Origin of the sequence: Streptomyces sp. SID3343, from assembly GCF_009865215.1 — a bacterium.
Classification (GTDB): Bacteria; Actinomycetota; Actinomycetes; order Streptomycetales; family Streptomycetaceae; genus Embleya.
On record NZ_WWJX01000336.1, the window covers coordinates 1 to 18,320 of the forward strand.

Here is an 18,320-nt window from a genome sequence, read left to right on the forward strand (position 1 = left end):
GCACCGACGGCACCGACGACGCCTCCCCGGTGCTCACGCCGCCTCCTTTCGGCGCATCCCGGCCGGGTTGCCCGCGAGGTACTCGCGGCAGAAACGAGCCAGCGGACCGCGCGTGCGCTGCCCCGGCGGATCGCCCCGCTCGCCGGCCGCCGCGAGTCCCGCCTCGGGCCGCAACTCCCCCGCCAGCGGCAGCCCCAGGCCCCGCGCGACGGCCTCGGAGCCCAGCCCCGAGGGACTCGGCTGCCGCACCACCACCCGCACGTCCCGAAGCAACGGCCGGATCCGCTCCACGGCCTGAGTGGCGGCCGCGAGCGCCCGCACTTCCGCCGGCACCACGAGCAGCCCCGTGTCGCATTGGCGCAGCGCCTCCTCGCCGACCGGATCGGTGTGTCGAGGCACGTCCAGGACGGCCAGGCCGTGTCGTCGGCGCACCGCCCGCACCACCGAGCGCATCGTCTCCGGAGGGATCCGGGCCGGTGGTTCGCGATCCCACGACAGCACGGTCAGCCCGTGCAGGTGCGGCAGCGCGTCGGACAGCGCACCACCGTCGATCCGGCCGCGCGCCCCGGCCAGGTCGGCCCAGCGCAGCCCGCGCTCGTCCTCGCCGCCGAGCAACACATCCAAGCCCCCGCCGAGCGGGTCGACGTCCACGAGCGCGGTGGCGAACCCTTTGCGCACGGCGGTCATCGCGAGCGCACACGCCAACGTGCTCGCACCGCTTCCGCCGCAGCCCCCGACCACCGCGATCGTGTGTGCGTCGGGCCCGGTGCCCTCGGCCACGTCGCCGAGCCGGTCCACGATCCAGTCCTGGGCGTCGGGCAGGAAGACCACGTGATCGGCGCCCGCCTCCACCGCCCGCCGCCACACGTCGCCGTCGTCCAGGTCGTCGCCCACCAGGACCACATCGGGCCGGCGCGGTATCGCGCACCGAGCCAGTCCCGCGGTCACGTCGTCGCCGACGATCACCAGGGCCGCCTTCGACCACGCGGCCCGCGACGCGCCCGCGTCGGGCTGTACCTCCGGTTCGATCCCGGCCACCGCGCACAGCCGCAGAAGTTCGTCGAGCAGGACGGGATCGCCGGTCACCAACAGCGGGCGACCCGGTCGTGGCGACGGTGGTGAGGACGGCGAGGGTGGCGAGAGCGCCGGCACGGAACCTCCAGGGGTCGGGGAGGTCGGTCGACGCCGGTCCTCCGAAAACTGACCCCACCGTCGCGGTCGTCGCGGACTCGGCCGAGCGGGTGGTTCATGCCTGTGGACAAGGTGGTGGTTGTGGATGGGGGATTCACTCGTGCGAGGGACGACAGGAAGGTTTGTGTCCGATTCGCCGGCATGATTCGACCGATTCACGCCTGCGTACGCGGTGTTTTGAAAGTGGGTACCCATACCCGGCCGGCGATCCCGACCCCGGATCACCGCATGTACGCGCGTAGTTCCCGTCCCGAGCCCGCGCGATCCGAAGAGTTGCCGCGTCTTCTTCACGACCTCCGCGCGCGAAAAGTGGAAAAAGCGATACCGCGACATTCTTGGATTGCCCGTTCAGGCCGGGCGCGCGGCTTTCGGATTCCATCGCACGAGGGGCGAGAGAACGACACGGCAGTTGCCGGAACGGCCTCACCGGAGTCGAAGCCCGGCGTGAAAACATGGCCATGAAGGTCGAAATCAGGCCGCTCCCGGAGAACATCACGGGAAACGATCGCCGCGGCGGTTAGCCGGACAAAGACCGACGCGCGCCCGCACATGGGTACAAAAAAAGCCCCGGGACAAGCGACGACCCCCGCCGGGGGGGAGAGCGGGGGTCGTCTCCGCGGCCGACTCGGGGGGGGAGGAGTCGGACCGGGTTAGCACGGTCGCGAACGATCCGTGACTTCCAGGATGTACCCGAGAGGGTTCTCTAGCAAACCCACGGCGTGGGGTTTACGCCGAATGGCTGCCCTTATCCTCGTGAACTGTGGAAACCCAGGCGCCGAAGCGGACCGCAGCCTTCTTCGACCTCGACAAGACCATCATCGCCAGGTCCAGTGCGCTGGCGTTCAGCAGATCCTTCTACCACGGCGGACTCATCAATCGCCGCTCCGTGCTCAAGAGCGCCTACGCACAGTTCGTGTTCCTCGTCGGCGGGGCGGACCACGATCAGATGGAGCGTATGCGCGAATACCTCTCGGCACTGTGCCGAGGCTGGGACGTGCAACAGGTGCGCGAGATCGTCGCGGAAACCCTGCACGACATGATCGACCCGATCATCTACGACGAGGCCGCGTCGCTGATCGAGGAACACCACGCGGCCGGCCGCGACGTCGTGATCGTCAGCTCGTCGGGCGCGGAGGTGGTCGAACCGATCGGCGACATGCTCGGCGCGGACAAGGTGGTCGCGACCCGCATGGTGGTCGAGGACGGTCGCTACTCCGGCGACATCGACTTCTACGCGTACGGGCCCAACAAGGCCGCGGCGGTCAAGGAGTTGGCCCGTACCGAGGGCTACGACCTGACCGCGTGCTACGCGTACAGCGACTCGATCACCGACTTGCCGATGCTCCTGGAGGTCGGCCATCCCTACGCGGTCAACCCCGATCGCGGGTTGCGCCGCGAGGCCACCGGTCGGGGCTGGCCCGTCCTCGTGTTCAGCCGCCCGGTCGCCTTGCGACAGCGGGTGCCGTCGCTGTCGGTGCCCTCGCGCCCGGTCCTCGCGGCGACCGCGATCGGCGCGGGGGTCACCGCTGCCGGCTTCGTCTGGTACCTCGCCAGGAAGCACCGCTGACGTGCGACGGGGCGCGCGCCGGGGTCGTCCGTACGACGAGCCACGCCGGCCGTCGGCCGCAAAAGCCGACATAGGCGAAAAGTAAAGATCTTGGGACAGGGGTTCCGCCGGCCGTGGCAAGCCACTAGAAAAGGGATCAACGGCCCGTACGGCCCTCGCTTCGGCGGACGGCCCATCGGGACCGAGCACGACCGCCGGGAACCCACGTGCGACCGACCCTCGTAGGGGTCGAACGCGTCGGAGCACCGGGGATGTTCGTCCCCCCGTGGACGCGCATGCTCGGGCCGACCGTCATATCGGTGCACGCCTTGGTACCCCGATGGGAGTGACAAAACGGCGGCGTCCCCACGGGCGCCGCCGTCTCGTGTCCGAAGGTCCGAAAGGTTCGAGGGTCCACGGATTCACGAGCCCACACATGCGCGGATGTCAGATCCCGCGCATGACCGCCTCGCAGACCGCGACGCTCTCGCGCGCGCCCAGCGTGGTCGCCTCCGAACAGTGCACGATCCACCGCGCGACCCCGTCGGCGGTACCGCTCGTGTACGCGCGCAGCGCCTCGTCGTACGCCTCGCGCCCGAGTTCCAGGTGACCCACCTCGGGCACGGCCGCGCCCTTGGGGTCCAGGCCGCGGCCGATCAGGACCATCCGCTGGGCGGCACGGGCGATCAACCCGTTGCCCCACCCGAACGGCCGGACGGCCAGGATCTCCGCGTGCGTCACCGCGGCCACCACGAGCGCGGGCGCGGTCGAGGGGGCGGTCAACAACCGGGCCAAGCCGTCGAGTCGGGCCGCGACCTCGTCGGCCGACGGAAGGTCCCCGGGCAACTCGCCGTCGCGACGCGGTCGGCCGAGCGCCTCGGCGGGCACCGAGTCGGCCGCGGCCACCACGTGCAGGCGGGCGAGCACCTGCAACGGGCTGTGCGCCCACGTACCCGTCAGCGGACCGATCTCGGCGGACAGTCGCAACGCGCCCGCGACCACCGCGCCGCCGTCCTCGACCGAGGACGAGTAGTCGGTGCGCCTGCGGATCTCCTCCAACGACCAGTCGGCGCCTTCGAGCGCCGCGCTCGCGCGGGCCCCACGCAGCGCGGACTCGGCACTGACGTCCTCGCTTCGCCGGCGCATCGTGCGGTGGCCGAGCAGCTTGTCGACGGCCTTGCGGGTGTCCTCGACGGACTCCCGCACACCGGGAAGAGCGGCCAGCACGGCAAGGGGATCGGTAGCGGTACTCACCCGGCCGACCCTACGCCGACCCCGATCCGGGCACCGCCCCGACCTTGTCGCAGCCCACCGAAGCGCGTGCGTGATTACTGTGCGACTTGACGCGCGCACGGTGAGCGACGGATGATCGTATCGAAAACGATTGTCAAACCCGTCAAGAGGGGACCGCCCGTGAAGATCGCCTTCGTCGGCAAGGGAGGCAGCGGCAAGACCACCCTGTCCTCGCTGTTCATCCGCCACCTCGCGACCACCGGCCGCCCCGTGGTCGCGGTGGACGCCGACATCAACCAGCACCTCGGCGCGGCCCTGGGCCTGGACGAGGACCGGGCCGCCGCACTACCGGCCATGGGCGGGCAACTCCCGGCGATCAAGGACTGGTTGCGCGGCGACAACCCCCGCATCGGGTCCGCCGCCGAGATGGTCAAGACCACGCCGCCCGGGCGCGGTTCGCGCCTGGTCCGACTCGGCGACGACAACCCGATCCACACGGCGTGCGCCCGCGAGGTCCCGGGCCTGCCCGGCCTGCGCCTGATGGCGACCGGGCCGTTCGAGGAGTCCGACCTGGGCGTGGCGTGCTACCACTCCAAGGTCGGCGCCGTGGAGATGTACCTGAACCACCTCGTCGACGGCGCCGGCGAATACCTCGTGGTCGACATGACCGCCGGTTCCGACTCGTTCGCGTCCGGCCTGTTCACCCGTTTCGACATGACGTTCCTGGTCGCCGAGCCCACTCGTCGTGGCGTCGGCGTCTACCGGCAGTACCGCGACTACGCGCGCGACTGGGGCGTCTCGCTCGCCGTCGTGGGCAACAAGGTCCAGGGTCCCGACGACGTCGAGTTCCTGCGCGAGCACGTCGGCGACGACCTGCTGACGTGGACCGGGCAGTCCGAGTTCGTGCGGGCCCTGGAGAAGGGCCGCTCCCCCGCCTTCGAGTCGCTGGAGCCGACCAACCGGGCCGCGCTCGACGAACTCGTGCGGGCCGCCGACGCGACCTACGAGCGCCGCGACTGGGAGCGATACACCGCGCAGATGGTCGAGTTCCACATCAAGAACGCGCACAGCTGGGCCAACGCCAAGGCCGGCCGCGATCTCACCGAGCAGGTCGACTCCGCCTTCGTCCTGGGCCCGCACGCGATCTCCGCGTCGGTCTGAGCCCCGCCCCGAACACCCGACCGAGCCGCCTGACCCTGAGCCCGGGCCCGGCGCCCGACCCCAAGGCCCGGCCGCGGCGCCCGACCAAGCGCCCGACCGACCTCGACCCCGAGCACGCCGAAGGGCGGCCCGCCCACCCGGGACGGACCGCCCTTCACCCACGCCCGGCGCGGCTCAGTCCTGCGAGCCCGCCGACTTCTGCTCCGACGAGATCTGGTCCATCACCGACGAGTCGGTCAGCGTCGTGACGTCGCCCAGGGTGCGCCCCTCGGCCATGTCGCGCAGCAACCGGCGCATGATCTTGCCCGAGCGCGTCTTCGGCAGCTCGGTGACGACCTGGATCCGCTTGGGCTTGGCGATCGGGCCGAGCACCTTGCCGACGTGGTCGCGCAGTTCGGCGACCAACGCGTCGGAGGACGCGCCGGCCGAGCCGCGCAGGATCACGAATGCCACGATGGCCTGACCGGTGGTGGCGTCGGTCGCCCCCACCACGGCCGACTCGGCGACCTTCGGGTGCGACACGAGCGCCGACTCGACCTCGGTGGTCGAGATGTTGTGGCCCGACACGAGCATCACGTCGTCGACCCGGCCGAGCAGCCAGATGTCGCCGTCCTCGTCCTTCTTCGCGCCGTCACCGGCGAAGTACAGGCCCTCGAAGCGCGACCAGTAGGTGTCCTTGAACCGCTGCTCGTCGCCCCAGATCCCGCGCAGCATCGACGGCCACGGCTCGTCGAGCACCAGGTAGCCGCCGCCACCGTCGGGCACCTCGGTCGCGGTGTCGTCGACGACCTTCGCCGAGATGCCCGGCAGCGCACGTTGGGCGGAGCCCGGCTTGGTCGACGTCACGCCCGGCAGCGGGCTGATCATGATCGCGCCGGTCTCGGTCTGCCACCACGTGTCGACGATCGGACACGTGCCGCCGCCGATGTTCTCGCGGTACCAGATCCACGCCTCGGGGTTGATCGGCTCGCCGACGCTGCCCAGGACGCGCAGCGAGGACAGGTCGAAGCCCGCCGGGATGTCGTCGCCCCACTTCATGCAGGTCCGGATCGCGGTGGGCGCGGTGTACAGGATGGTGACCCCGTACTTCTGCACGATCTCCCACCAACGGCCCTGGTGCGGCGAGTCGGGCGTGCCCTCGTACATGACCTGCGTCGCGCCGTTGGAGAGCGGACCGTAGGTGATGTAGGAGTGCCCGGTGACCCAGCCGATGTCGGCCGTGCACCAGTACACGTCGGTCTCGGGCTTGAGGTCGAACACCGCGTTGTGGGTGTAGCTCGCCTGGGTCAGGTAGCCGCCGGACGTGTGCAGGATGCCCTTGGGCTTACCCGTGGTGCCCGACGTGTACAGGATGAACAGCGGGTGCTCGGCGTCGAACGCCTGCGGCTCGTGCTCGTCGGACTGCGCGTCGACGAACTCGTGCCACCACAGGTCGCGACCCTCGGTCCACGCGACGTCCTGGCCGGTGCGCCGCACCACGAGCACGTTGCGCACGTCCGGGCACGACGTCACCGCCTCGTCGATCGCGGGCTTGAGCGCCGACGGCTTGCCGCGCCGGTAGCCGCCGTCGGCGGTGATGATCACCCGCGCGTCGTTGTCCACCACACGTGAGGACACCGCGTCCGCGGAGAAGCCGCCGAACACCACCGAGTGCGGTGCGCCGATACGCGCGCACGCGAGCATCGAGATCACCGCTTCGGGGATCATCGGCAGGTAGATCGCGACCCGGTCGCCCGCTTCGACGCCGAGCGCGGTCAGCGCGTTGGCCGCCTTGGAGACCTCCCGCTTGAGGTCGGCGTAGGTCAACGTGCGGGTGTCGCCGGGCTCACCCTCGAAGTGGATCGCCACCCGGTCGCCGTTGCCCGCGTCGACGTGCCGGTCGACGCAGTTGTAGGCCACGTTCAGCGTGCCGTCGGCGAACCACTTCGCGAACGGCGGGGTCGACCAGTCCAGCGTCTCCTGCGGCTCCCGCACCCACGACAGTCGTCGGGCCTGCTCGGCCCAGAAGCCGAGCCGGTCGGCCGACGCGTGCTCGTACGCGTCGGCCTTGACGTTGGCGTCGGCAGCGAGCGCCGGCGGGGGTGCGAAGCTTCGCTCCTCGCGCAGCAGGTTCGACAGTGCCTCGCCGGCCTGACCCCCGGTGTTCCGGTCTGCGTTGCTCACGCGTTCTCCTCCGTGCTGCCGCTGCGGTGTTGTCTTCCGCCGTAGCTCATCAGGGACCGGACCGAGCCGGCAAGAGGAGGACGGGGAATGGTTTAGACCACTTGTGCGAATCGAGCACATCATGGCCGACCGCGCGATCGTATGGGGACCTACCCCGCGTTGAGGGCCGGAAAAGTGTGATCTTCGGCGCCCGGCGCGGGAGCCCCCGATTCGGCCCGTTCGGCGTCCACCGGTCCGAAGTCGCCGCGCACCGCGTCGTACAGGTACATCCGAGCGGACGCGAGATCGAAGTACAGCCCGAACAACCGCAGCCGCCCCGCGGCGACCGCGTGCGCGACCACCGCGTGGTCGAGCAGGTTGTCGAGTTGCTGGACCACGTTGGTCAGGCACAGTTGCTCGGCGGATGAGACCTGATGACCCGTCAGCGTCGGGACGGGACCGGTCGTGAAGCGCGCGAGCGACGCGTCGCCGTGGCGCAACCAGCGATCGAGGTGTGGCGTGCCGCCGTGGACAGCGGCGCCGTCGGCCCGGGCCGCCTTGTCGAGCAGTGCGCTCATCGCGCCGCAGCCCGAGTGCCCGCACACCGTGATGCCGCGCACACCGAGGACGGATACCGCGTACTCGATCCCGGCGCCCACCGACGCGTCGTCGGTGATCGAGTCGGCGGGTCGGGCCCCGCCGCGCGGTACGAGGTTGCCGACGTTGCGGACGGTGAACAGGTCGCCGGGGCCGCTCGCGGTGATCAGGTTGGGCACCACCCGCGAGTCGGCGCACGTGATGAACAACTGCGCGGGCCTTTGCCCTTCGAGCGCGAGCCGTGCCAGGAACGGTTGGACCAGTGGCGCGGTGCGCCTGCGGAACTCGCGGTCGCCGGCGACCATGGCCTGCGACGCGGTGTCGTCCTCGCGCGGACACTCGCGCTGCCAGTGCCACCACGGCGCGAACCAGCGCGGCGACGGCGTGAGCCGGGACCGCCGCGGTCCCGGCATGCCACCGGCGGCCCGCTCGTAGCACCCGTCGTGGATCTCCTCGATGTCCACCCGCCCACCGCGCGCGACGTAGCCGGCGCGCCACGAGTGCACGGCCTCGAACGCGGCCTGGTCGAGATAGTCCACGGTCATGTCGACCACGATGTGCTCACCGGGCGGCAGTTTGCCGAGCACACGCGAGAGCCGCGGCACCGACAAGAACGTGAGCGACCCGTGCACCTCCACGTGCAGCACGCCGGCACCCGGGTACACCCGCACCGTGCTGCGGCTGAGCCGATACAGGGCGGTGCCGAGGGCGACCACGACGCCGACCAGCACGCCCTCCAGCACACCCGCCAGGATCACGCCCGCGATCGTCGCGGCGTAGGCGGCGAACTCGCGGTGGCGGTGTACGTGTCGGATGTGCGCGAGGCTGACCATCTGCAACCCCACGACCATCACGAGCGCGGCGAGCACCGCGAGCGGGATGCGCTCGACGAAGGAGGCGAGCAGGCCCACGAACAACATCACCCACACACCGTGCAGGATCGTCGAGGCCCGAGTGGCCGCACCCGCGCGGACGTTGGTGAGCGAGCGGATCGCGACACCGGTGACGGGATAGCCGCCGATCGCCCCGGAGACCACGTTGCCCACACCCTGCCCGATCAGTTCGCGGTCGAGCCTGGCAGGGGGCCCGTGGTGCAGCCGATCCGCCGCGGTGGCCGAGAGCAGCGACTCCATGCCCGAGACCAGAGCCACGCTGACGACGCCGACGAGCATCGCGAGCCACGCGCCGCCGGATGGCAGCACAGGAGTCACGAACGTCACCGAGGACAGGTCGACGCGGGGCGCGTCCAGTTGCAGCACGCTCGCCGTCACGGTGGCCGACGTCACCGCGACCAACGCCGCGGGCACCTTGCGCAGCGCCGCGAACCGGCCGGGCAGCCGACCGACCACGGGCCACACCAGCACGAGTACGACGGTGATCACACCCACCGCGACCGCCGGGGCCCGCAGATCGCCGACCTGACTGGGCAGTTCGCGCGCGTTCTCCCAGGCCGACCGCTGTGGCGCGCCGCCGAGCACCACGTGCAGTTGGGCGAACGCGATCACCACGCCGATGCCGGCGACCACGCCGTGCACGATGGCCGGCGACAGCGCGAGCGTGGCGCGCGCGACCTTGGCCACACCGAGCAGGATCTGAAGCAGGCCGGAGCAGACCGTGACGAAGCACGTGACCCGCCAGCCGTAGGTCTGCACGAGCCCGGCGACGATCACCGTGAGGCCGGCGGTGGGGCCGCTGACCTGGAGCGGGGCGCCGCCGAGCAGGCCGACCACGATGCCGCCGACGACGGCGGAGATGATGCCCGCGCTCAGCGGCGCGCCGGCCGCGAGCGCGATGCCGAGCGACAACGGCACGGCGACCAGGAAAACCACGAACGAGGAGCCGAGGTCCGCGCGCAGCGAAGCCGTTCGAGACGGCGCCGCGGGCGGGGCAGGCGTGATGACAGGGGCAACGGGCATGTCCGTGTCCTCCGGGGTCAGTCATGTCAGTCATGTCATGGCGGGCATGGCTGCCGCGAGGGTGGCGGCACGCGCTGGGGTCGGACCTGGAGTAATCGGCCGGATAGGCCAAGTTCACTCTAAGTGTTTGTCTTGTTACGGTAAGGCTATCCTCTTCGGAATGTAAAAAATGCACCCACATGGGTGATACGGCATATTCACATCCAACATCTTCCGCACTGTGTGTGATGACCCGTAACCTCCCCGGAGTGGGGGTGGTGCCGTGCAGGTGCTCACGCTGTTCGCGACCGGGCTGGGGGCGGGGTTCGTCGCGGGCGGCGCGTCCTGCGCCGCCGTGCAGGGCGGTCTGCTCGCGGGCGCGGTCGGCCCGTGTGGTGAGCCGACCGCCGACTGCGGCACGGCGCGCTCGCGCGAGCCGGTTCCCCGAGCTCTGGCCGCCTTTCTGGGCGGCAAGCTCGTCGCCCACACCCTGCTGGGTGCGCTGCTCGGTCTGCTCGGCGCCGCGGCCCAACCCACGCCGAGCGCCCGCGCGATCCTGCTCTTGGGCGCCGGCGCCCTGATGGCGCTGTTCGGGCTCGCGATGACGGGTGTGCCCGGGGTCGGCCGCCTGCTCCCGCGCGGTCTTGCCCGCGGCGCCGGGCGTGGGCCGGTCCTGCTCGGCGCGGCCACCGTGCTGGTTCCGTGCGGGGTCACGCTCGGCATGGAGTTGGTCGCGGTCACCGCCGGGGACCCGTTCGGCGGCGCGGCGGTGCTGGCCGGCTTCGTGATCGGCACGATCCCGCTGTTCGCGGTGCTGGGCGTGCTCGTCGGCGCGTCGGGGCGGGTTCTGCGCGGGCGACTCACCGTCGTGGTGGGTGTGTTGGTGCTCGCGATCGCCGCGTGGACGATGGTCTCCGGGCTCCGACTGGCCGGGTGGTGGACCCCGGCCGCGACGGGCGCCGTCGACCATTCGGCCGCGTCGACGGGACCCGATGGAGTGCAACGCGTCCTGGTCCGGGTCGGGGACCAGGGCTATCACCCGGCCCGCGCGCTGGCCCGCGCCGACGTGCCCACGGTGTTGATCCTGCGCACCCGCGACACGAGCGGGTGCACGCGCGGCTTCGTCCTGCCCGCGCGTGGCGTGCAGCGCGTACTGCCCGTGAGCGGCGAGACGCGGATCGACCTGGGCACGCCACACGTCGGCACCATCACGTGGACGTGCTCGATGGGCATGTACGGCGGCCGGGTGGAGTTCCGCGCCGACCCCTGAGCGATCGCTCCCTCGTACCGGTGCCCGATCGTCCGCGACACCCGGAGCCCTCTACGGTGATGTGTCCGCGCTCACGCGTCCCGGACGATCCCTCGGCGGATCCGATGGGAAAGCCGTCCGGGGAGGCACGCAACCGGGTGCCGCCCGCGTGCGTATGTATCGACAGGGAATACATCCGGTCTCGCATGTCCATGGGAAGAGGTGAACTGTGCGAACTGTCCGCGGCGCTGCGGTGCTCGTCGTTGTCGCAGTCCTGGCCGCCATCGGTTTCGTGGTTTTCGCAAAGGACGGGAAAGATTCCGGCAACTCCTCTGCAAAAAACCCCGGCAACGGAACTCCGAGCACTCCGGGCAAGAGCAAGGACCCGGACAAACCGACAGGCCCGGTGAAACTCATCGGCGACGGGTCGACCAGCGACACGGGTCCGCAGCCGAACCAGCCCAAGGTGGAGAAACTCAAGCCGGGTGAGAAACCGCCACAGTTCGTCGTGTTCTCGTGGGACGGCGCGGCCGAGGACGGAAACAAGCTGGTCTCGGAGTTCCTCAAGCTTTCCGAGGAAAACAAGGCCCAGATGACGTACTTCCTGAGCGGCATCTACACGCTTCCGAAGGCCAAAAAGGCGCTCTATACCGGACCCAAGCACTCGCCGGGCGCATCGGACATCGCCTACATGTCCGATGAGACCATCCGCAACACGATCATCATGATGCGCGAGGTCTGGCTCAAGGGCAACGAGGTCGGCACCCACTTCAACGGCCACTTCTGCAACAGCGCCACGAGCGTGGGCAAGTGGAGCCCCGAGGAGTGGAAGACCGAGACCGACGAGGCCGTCAAGTTCGTCCAGAACTGGAAGACCAACACCGGTTTCAACGATCTCCAGCCACTGCCTTTCGATTACACGCCCGGCAAGGAACTCATCGGCGGCCGGGCACCCTGCCTGGAGGGCCAGTCCAACCTGATGCGAGCTGGCAAGACGATGGGGTTCCGCTATGACGCGAGCTCTCCCGGTGGTTTGCAGGTGTGGCCCAGGCGCGGTAAGGAAACCGGTATCTGGGACTTCCCGCTCCAGTCGCTGCCGTGGCCCGGTAGCCCCACCAAGTCGCAACTCTCGATGGATTACAACATCAAGTTCGAGCAGGAAGCGATCCACGGGAAGTACGACGAATCCAAGAAGGCCGACTGGGAGAAGGAAGCCCACGAGTTCTACATGGGCGGTTTCGAACGCGCCTACACGACCAACCGCGCCCCGCTGTTCATCGGAAACCACTTCGAGGACTGGAACGGCGGCATTTACATGAATGCCGTGCGGGACACGGTGAAATCGGTCTGCACAAAGCCCGACGTGCGCTGCGTGAGCTTCCGTCAGATGACCGATTGGATGGAGGGCCAGGACCCCGCGGTGATCGCCAAGCTGCAGACGCTGGGCGTGGGCCAGGCCGTCCCGGACTGGAGCAAGGTCGTGATCGCTTCGGCGGAGGCTCCCAACGCCCCTGCGGCCGGGCGGCCGTTGAACGCCGAGCCGCAGGCCGTGCTGCCGCGCCGCCGGAGCTGATCCGACGCGGGCGGCCCGATCGAGTCGCGGCCCCGGATCGGTGGGCGGATTTCTTTGCCCACCGATCCGGGGCTTTCCTCGTCGTCACGCGTCGTGTCGATACACTGAAGGAGATCGGGGCGTTTTTTGCTGCCCCAAGGATCGTGGGTCCTCCGCAAGAGGACATGCCGGGAAGTCTGGTCGGCGCTGTTTTGTCGTTTTCGCACAGCGGTATACGCGTGCGAACCGCAGCCGACCAGGAGGTCTCGTGGGTGCCGAATCCGCACCGCGCAACAAATACTTTCGGCGCCCGTCCAGCCTGGCCGAGCGGAATTTCATCGCCGACGCCCTGCGCACCGAGACCGTGGGCGGCGCGCTGCTGTTGATCGCGGCCGTGGTCGCGGTCGTCTGGGCGAACACCGCGTGGAGCGACGCCTACAACGATCTGCGTGATTTCCGGATCGGCCCCGAGTCGCTGCACCTGCACCTGTCGCTCGGTGCGTGGGCCGCGGACGGGCTGCTCGCGATCTTCTTCTTCGTCGCCGGCATCGAACTCAAGCGCGAACTCGTGGTCGGCGACCTGCGCAACCCGGCCCAGGCCGCGTTGCCCGTGGTCGCCGCGGCGTGCGGCATGATCACGCCCGCGCTGTTCTACTTCGCGGTGAACTCCACCGGCGGCTCCCCCGACGGCTGGGCGATCCCCACCGCGACCGACATCGCCTTCGCGCTCGCCGTCCTCGCGGTGATCGGCACCAACCTGCCCAGCGCGCTGCGCTCGTTTCTACTCACCCTCGCGGTCGTGGACGACCTCGGCGCGATCCTGATCATCGCGATCTTCTTCACCGACAAGGTCGACTTCCTCGCGCTGGCCGCGGCGGCCGCGCTCCTGGTGGTCTTCTACCTGCTCCAGCGGTTCCGGGTGCGGGGCTGGTGGTTCTACCTGCCACTCGCGTTGGTGACCTGGGCACTCGTACATCAAAGCGGCATCCACGCGACCGTCGCGGGCGTCGCGATGGGCCTGCTGATGCGCGTGGTCCCGGACGAGAACGAGAAGACATCGCCGGCCGAGCACGTCGAACACCTCGTTCGGCCCATCTCCGCGGGCCTGGCGGTGCCGATCTTCGCGCTGTTCTCGGCCGGCGTCGCGGTCTCCGGGTCGGTGCTCGCCGACGTGTTCACCGAGCGTCCCTCGCTCGGCATCATGATCGGTCTGATCGCCGGCAAGGTGGTCGGCATCTTCGGCGGCACCTATCTCATCGCCCGCTTCACCCGGGCCCAACTGAGCGACGACCTCGCGTGGTCCGACGTGTTCGGCATGTCGATGCTGGCCGGTATCGGGTTCACCGTGTCGCTGCTGATCAGCGAATTGGCCTTCACCGACGACCACGGACTCACCGAACAGGCCAAGGCGGCGGTCCTGGTGGGTTCGCTGCTGTCGGCCGCCACCGCGTCGGTCGTGTTGCGGATACGCAACAACACCTACGCGCGTTTGTGCGCCGAGGAGAACCGCGACGACGACGGCGACGGCATCCCCGACGTGTACCGCGTCGACGCGGATCGACTGCGGGACGAGAAGCTCGGCCCCGGCTGATCTTTTCTTTTTTCCCATCCGAAACACGCGTTACGCCGCGCCCCGGTGGATACGGATCGCCGGCGCAGGGCATGATCGGGGTCGGATTACCCACCCCCACAGGTACGAGGAGTGACCATGGCAGGCACCGACAGGTCCCCGGCCCAGGACGTGCCCGTCGACACGCAGCGGTCCATCGGCGAACTGTTCTCATCCGCCAGCCGCGACATGTCCACGTTGGTGCGCAGCGAGATCGCGCTCGCCAAGAGCGAAGTCAAGGTCAGTGTCGTCAACGTCGCCAAGGGCGGCGGCGCGTTCGGCGCGGCGGCGTTCGTCGGGGTGTTCGCGTTCATCTTTCTGAGCTTCGCCGTCGTCTACGGCATTCACGCGCTCGGTTTGGGTGTCGCCTGGAGCTTCCTGATCGTCGGCGGTTTCTATCTGCTGCTCGCGGGCGGTCTCGCCGCGTACGGCATCAAGTCCTTCAAGCAGGTGCGTCCTCCGGCGCGGACGATCGCCACCACCAAGGACACGGTCACGGCCCTGAAGAACGTCGGCTGAGCGACCGCGGTCGACCGCGGCGCCAACCACCGCCGCGCCGCCGCACGAGATCGGCGCGGCGGGACATCGGTATCGACGCGACGTGACATCGACATCGGTGTCGGGTGGCGTCGACATCGACAAAAAGGCCACGGCACCGAAAGCGCGATTGTGGAGTGTGCAACCCTGCTCGGCATGACGGTTCCCGAGAGCACCGTGGTCAACGTGGCCGGGCCCTGGACGCACCGCGACATCGCCGCCAACGGCGCGCGGTTCCACATCGCCGAACTGGGCGAGGGGCCGGTCGTGTTGTTGCTGCACGGCTTCCCGGAGTTCTGGTGGACGTGGCGCCACCAGATGGAGGCCCTGGCCCGGGCCGGATACCGCGCCGTGGCGATGGATCTGCGCGGCTACGGCGGCAGCGACCGCACCCCGCGCGGCTACGACCCGATCACCCTCGCGCTCGACGTGACCGGGGTGATCCGCTCACTCGGCGAGCCCGACGCGATCGTGGTCGGTCACGACCTGGGCGCCTATCTGGGGTGGACGGCCGCCGTGTTGCGGCCCAAGGTCGTCCGGCGCCTGGTGGCGGTGTCCATGCCGCACCCCCGCCAACTGCGCAGCGCCCTGCTGACGGATCGTCGACAGATGGCCGCCAGCTCGCACGTCTTCGGCTTCCAGCGGCCGTGGGTGCCCGAACGCTCCCTGATCCGCGACGGCGCCGCGACCGTCGGCGACATGCTGCACGCGTGGTCGGCTCCCGGGTGGCCCGACGAGGAGACCACCCGGCGCTATCGGCAGGCCATGCTGGTGCCCGGCACGGCTCACTGCGCGGCCGAGCACTACCGGTGGCTGATCCGTTCGATCCCGCGCCCGGACGGCATCCAGTACTCGATCCGGATGAAGGCGCCCGTCGAGGTGCCGACCCTGCACCTGCACGGCGCGCTCGACCCGGTGATCCTGCCCCGCACGGCCGCGGGCTCGGGACGCTACGTGGAGGCGCCGTATCGCTGGCGGCTCCTGGAGGGCGTCGGTCACTTCCCACACGAGGAACAACCGGCGGTGTTCACCGAGGAACTTCTGGGTTGGTTGAAGGACCCGGAACCCGAACGCTGAAGTTCCGACAGTCGTTTCGCCCCTTTGTTGTGCGATCTTGACAGGTATATCCGACACATCGGCACAGATCGCCCCAGGGGGGTCGGGCGTTGATTTCCGAGCCGCCGAATCGGCGAGATTACTCCGTCGGTGTGCCGGGTAGGCGCCCCCCTATGAGCCGGATGTACAACGCTCCGAGCATGGTGGCGGGGGCCGGGGACACCCGGTCGGAGACGGCAGAGAACCTCATGGTTGATATCGGTACCCCTGGCCCGCACGGATTCGAGGCCGGCCCGCGTGCGTTCGAACACAGGCGAGGGGCGCCCGTCGGCGCGGTTGCCGACCGGGGGGATCATTTTCCCGGATTGGTGGGGATACTGCGTCGACGAGCACGCTGGTTGACGTTGCGGCTGCGCTTCCCGCGATGACACACCGGTCGTCGAATTCGTGATTGTCGCCTGATCGTCCTTTTTCGGTTTCTCGGATGTCGCGTTTCACGCAAAGGTCGTGAACCACAAAAGGGCGATCGTGGCGATCATCATCACGGGCACCAGGACCAGCGTCTCGACGCGGTTTCCGGTCCGGCTGACGAGAGCGACCTCGAAGCGGGTGCCCAATGGCCACAGCAGCGGTATCCCCTGCTTGGTCAGGAAGTCGCCGAGCAGGTGTGCGACGCAGCCCAGGACGATCACCATCGGTAGCCAGTCGGGTGCCGACGGCATCCAGTGGTCGACCACCGCGGTACCGCCGCCCGCGAGCGCGACGATGGTGATCCACGACGCGAGCCCCTTGCCCGGCGGACAGATGTTCAGCGCCCGCAGCGCGAGCGCGAGCAGCAGGAAGACCACCGAGAGCGTGAAGGGCCGCCCCAACCGCTGCACCCCCGCGAAGGTCAGCAGCCCGGCCAGGACCACGAAGGCGATCGAATGCGTCGCGTGTCGGTGCCCGCCGGAGACCTTCGCGACGAACCCGCACACCGCCTTCGACACGGGACCCAGGAAGTTGGCGATCGTGCCGTTGTGGTGGTCGAGGTCGGGCAACAGCGCCGCGCCCGCCGTCAGGAACGTGCCGATCACGATCTCGGAGGCCGACAGGTGGTTGTGCCACAACTGCTGCGGCAGCGTGGGCCCCGCCGCCGCGAAGGCCAGCGCCCCACTCACCGCGTGCGAATGCCCGAGCATTGCCCCACCCCGCCCTGCCGCAACGACCCACCCGTTCGGACGTTCGGACGTCTGCCCCGGGGGGTGGTGATCATGCGTCACATGGCGCAGCTCTGCGTGTCCACCGCCTTGTCGCTCGCGGCGCCCGCGTCGGCGTCCGCGCGTACCTCCTCGACGGTGAGCGCGTAGCCCGTGGAGTCGTCGTCGAGCGACTTGGCGAAGATGACGCCCGCGACCTTGCCGTCGGGCGAGATCAGCGGTCCGCCGGAGTTGCCCTGGCGCACCTTCGCGAACAGCGAGTAGACGTCACGGCTGACCGTGCCGCGCTTGTAGATGTCCGGACCGCCGGCCTGGATCCGCGCCCGCACCCGCGCGGCCTCGACGTGGAAGCCGCCGTTTTCCGGGAAGCCGACCACGATCGCGTCCGCGCCGCTGTTCACCTTCGGCTCGAACTGCAACGGAGTCGCCTTGAGCCCGGGCACCTTGAGCACCGCGATGTCGCGCTTCCAGTCGTAGAGCACGACCTCGGCCTGATACTCGCGGCCCTCGCCGCCGATCTGCACGGTGGGCTTCCTGACCCCGCCGACCACATGGGCGTTGGTCATCACCCGCTGCGGGGCGTACACGAAGCCCGAACCCTCGATGACCTTGCCGCAGCTCTTCGCGGTGCCGACGATCTTGACGATGCTGTTCCTGGTCTCCTGCACCGCCGGCATCGACAGCAGCCGCGGATCCGGCGGCGGGACCTGGGGGATGTCCTCGCGGACGAACGGGCTGAAGACCTGCGGGAAGCCGTTGCGGTCGAGCAGGTTCCCGAACGACGAGAACCACGTGTCCGCACCCTGCGGCAACACCTTCTGCACGCCCCCGAGCACCTGGGACGAGCGCACCTCGCGCGAGACGGTGGGCATCGACGCGCCCGCCACCGACGAGCCGATCAGCCACACCACGATCAGCAGCGCGCACACGCTCACGATCGAACCGCCCGCCGCGTCCACCAGCCGGGCCGGCCGCCAAGTGACGTACTTGCGCAGCCGGTTGCCCGCCGCGGTGGTCAGCGCCTGAAACGCCGTCGCGAGCACGAGCACGACACAGATCGCCGCGATCGAGGGGCCCAGACCCGGGTCGAAGCGGTCGAGCAGCGACGGAACGAGCCACATGCCCAGCACGCCGCCACCGATGAAGCCCAGGAACGACAACACGCCGACGATGAAGCCCTGCCGGTATCCGGAGATGGCGAAGGCGACCGCGGCGGCGATCAGCAACAGGTCCAGGACATTCACGCGATCACGTTCTCACGGGCGAGGCCGCGCTGTCCGCAGCCGTGCGGATCGGTGGCACGGCGATGACAAGGCTGTGTCCGAAGACCTCGACGGCGCGGGGGTCGGCGGC

General features: G+C 69.6%; 13 protein-coding genes. 7 read left to right on the plus strand and 6 right to left on the minus strand.

From position 1 onward, the window contains the following. Positions 1 to 33: 33 nt before the first annotated feature. On the minus strand, positions 34 to 1,086 hold the full coding sequence (gene ssd / locus GT354_RS11055) for a septum site-determining protein Ssd (RefSeq protein WP_161356107.1): 1,053 nt from the start codon (positions 1,084 to 1,086) through the stop codon (positions 34 to 36). An 865-nt stretch (positions 1,087 to 1,951) separates the two neighbouring features. Here ssd and GT354_RS11060 point away from each other — a divergent pair. Then, the gene (locus tag GT354_RS11060; RefSeq protein ID WP_161356108.1) at positions 1,952 to 2,758 is read left to right on the plus strand and encodes an HAD-IB family hydrolase; all 807 of its coding nucleotides are present in this window, start codon (positions 1,952 to 1,954) and stop codon (positions 2,756 to 2,758) included. A gap of 426 nt (positions 2,759 to 3,184) precedes the next feature. Here GT354_RS11060 and GT354_RS11065 read toward each other — a convergent pair whose 3' ends face one another. Next, positions 3,185 to 3,991, minus strand: coding sequence for a Fic family protein (locus GT354_RS11065; RefSeq protein ID WP_161356109.1), 807 nt, complete (start codon positions 3,989 to 3,991; stop codon positions 3,185 to 3,187). A 159-nt stretch (positions 3,992 to 4,150) separates the two neighbouring features. Here GT354_RS11065 and GT354_RS11070 point away from each other — a divergent pair, with 159 nt between their 5' ends. Further along, the gene (locus tag GT354_RS11070) at positions 4,151 to 5,131 is read left to right on the plus strand and encodes an ATP-binding protein (RefSeq protein ID WP_161356110.1); all 981 of its coding nucleotides are present in this window, start codon (positions 4,151 to 4,153) and stop codon (positions 5,129 to 5,131) included. Positions 5,132 to 5,305: 174 nt separating this feature from the next. Here GT354_RS11070 and acs read toward each other — a convergent pair whose 3' ends face one another. Further along, entirely contained in the window at positions 5,306 to 7,294 is a 1,989-nt protein-coding gene (gene acs, locus GT354_RS11075; RefSeq protein ID WP_161356111.1) for an acetate--CoA ligase, read from the minus strand. Positions 7,295 to 7,443: 149 nt separating this feature from the next. Further along, positions 7,444 to 9,786 carry a SulP family inorganic anion transporter gene (locus GT354_RS11080; RefSeq protein WP_161356112.1) on the minus strand — a complete coding sequence of 781 codons (2,343 nt, stop codon included), beginning with the start codon at positions 9,784 to 9,786 and terminating at the stop codon, positions 7,444 to 7,446. A 262-nt stretch (positions 9,787 to 10,048) separates the two neighbouring features. Here GT354_RS11080 and GT354_RS11085 point away from each other — a divergent pair, with 262 nt between their 5' ends. The 5 genes from GT354_RS11085 to GT354_RS11105 all read left to right on the plus strand — a co-directional run bounded on the left by GT354_RS11085 (position 10,049) and on the right by GT354_RS11105 (position 15,789). Continuing rightward, complete coding sequence (locus tag GT354_RS11085; protein ID WP_161356113.1) at positions 10,049 to 11,035, plus strand: sulfite exporter TauE/SafE family protein; 987 nt, start codon at positions 10,049 to 10,051, stop codon at positions 11,033 to 11,035. 208 nt (positions 11,036 to 11,243) lie between these two features. After that, positions 11,244 to 12,587, plus strand: coding sequence for a hypothetical protein (locus GT354_RS11090; protein ID WP_202511750.1), 1,344 nt, complete (start codon positions 11,244 to 11,246; stop codon positions 12,585 to 12,587). A gap of 298 nt (positions 12,588 to 12,885) precedes the next feature. Next, positions 12,886 to 14,157 (plus strand): Na+/H+ antiporter NhaA, encoded by a 1,272-nt coding sequence (nhaA, locus tag GT354_RS11095; protein ID WP_202511761.1) that lies wholly within the window; start codon positions 12,886 to 12,888, stop codon positions 14,155 to 14,157. A 117-nt stretch (positions 14,158 to 14,274) separates the two neighbouring features. Beyond that, positions 14,275 to 14,694 (plus strand): phage holin family protein, encoded by a 420-nt coding sequence (locus GT354_RS11100; protein ID WP_161356115.1) that lies wholly within the window; start codon positions 14,275 to 14,277, stop codon positions 14,692 to 14,694. A 174-nt stretch (positions 14,695 to 14,868) separates the two neighbouring features. Further along, the gene (locus GT354_RS11105; protein ID WP_161356116.1) at positions 14,869 to 15,789 is read left to right on the plus strand and encodes an alpha/beta hydrolase; all 921 of its coding nucleotides are present in this window, start codon (positions 14,869 to 14,871) and stop codon (positions 15,787 to 15,789) included. A gap of 473 nt (positions 15,790 to 16,262) precedes the next feature. Here GT354_RS11105 and GT354_RS11110 read toward each other — a convergent pair whose 3' ends face one another. Both GT354_RS11110 and GT354_RS11115 read right to left on the minus strand, forming a co-directional pair. Then, positions 16,263 to 16,949 carry a metal-dependent hydrolase gene (locus GT354_RS11110; protein WP_161356117.1) on the minus strand — a complete coding sequence of 229 codons (687 nt, stop codon included), beginning with the start codon at positions 16,947 to 16,949 and terminating at the stop codon, positions 16,263 to 16,265. 77 nt (positions 16,950 to 17,026) lie between these two features. Further along, entirely contained in the window at positions 17,027 to 18,211 is a 1,185-nt protein-coding gene (locus GT354_RS11115; protein WP_161356118.1) for a MarP family serine protease, read from the minus strand. Positions 18,212 to 18,320: the final 109 nt, after the last annotated feature.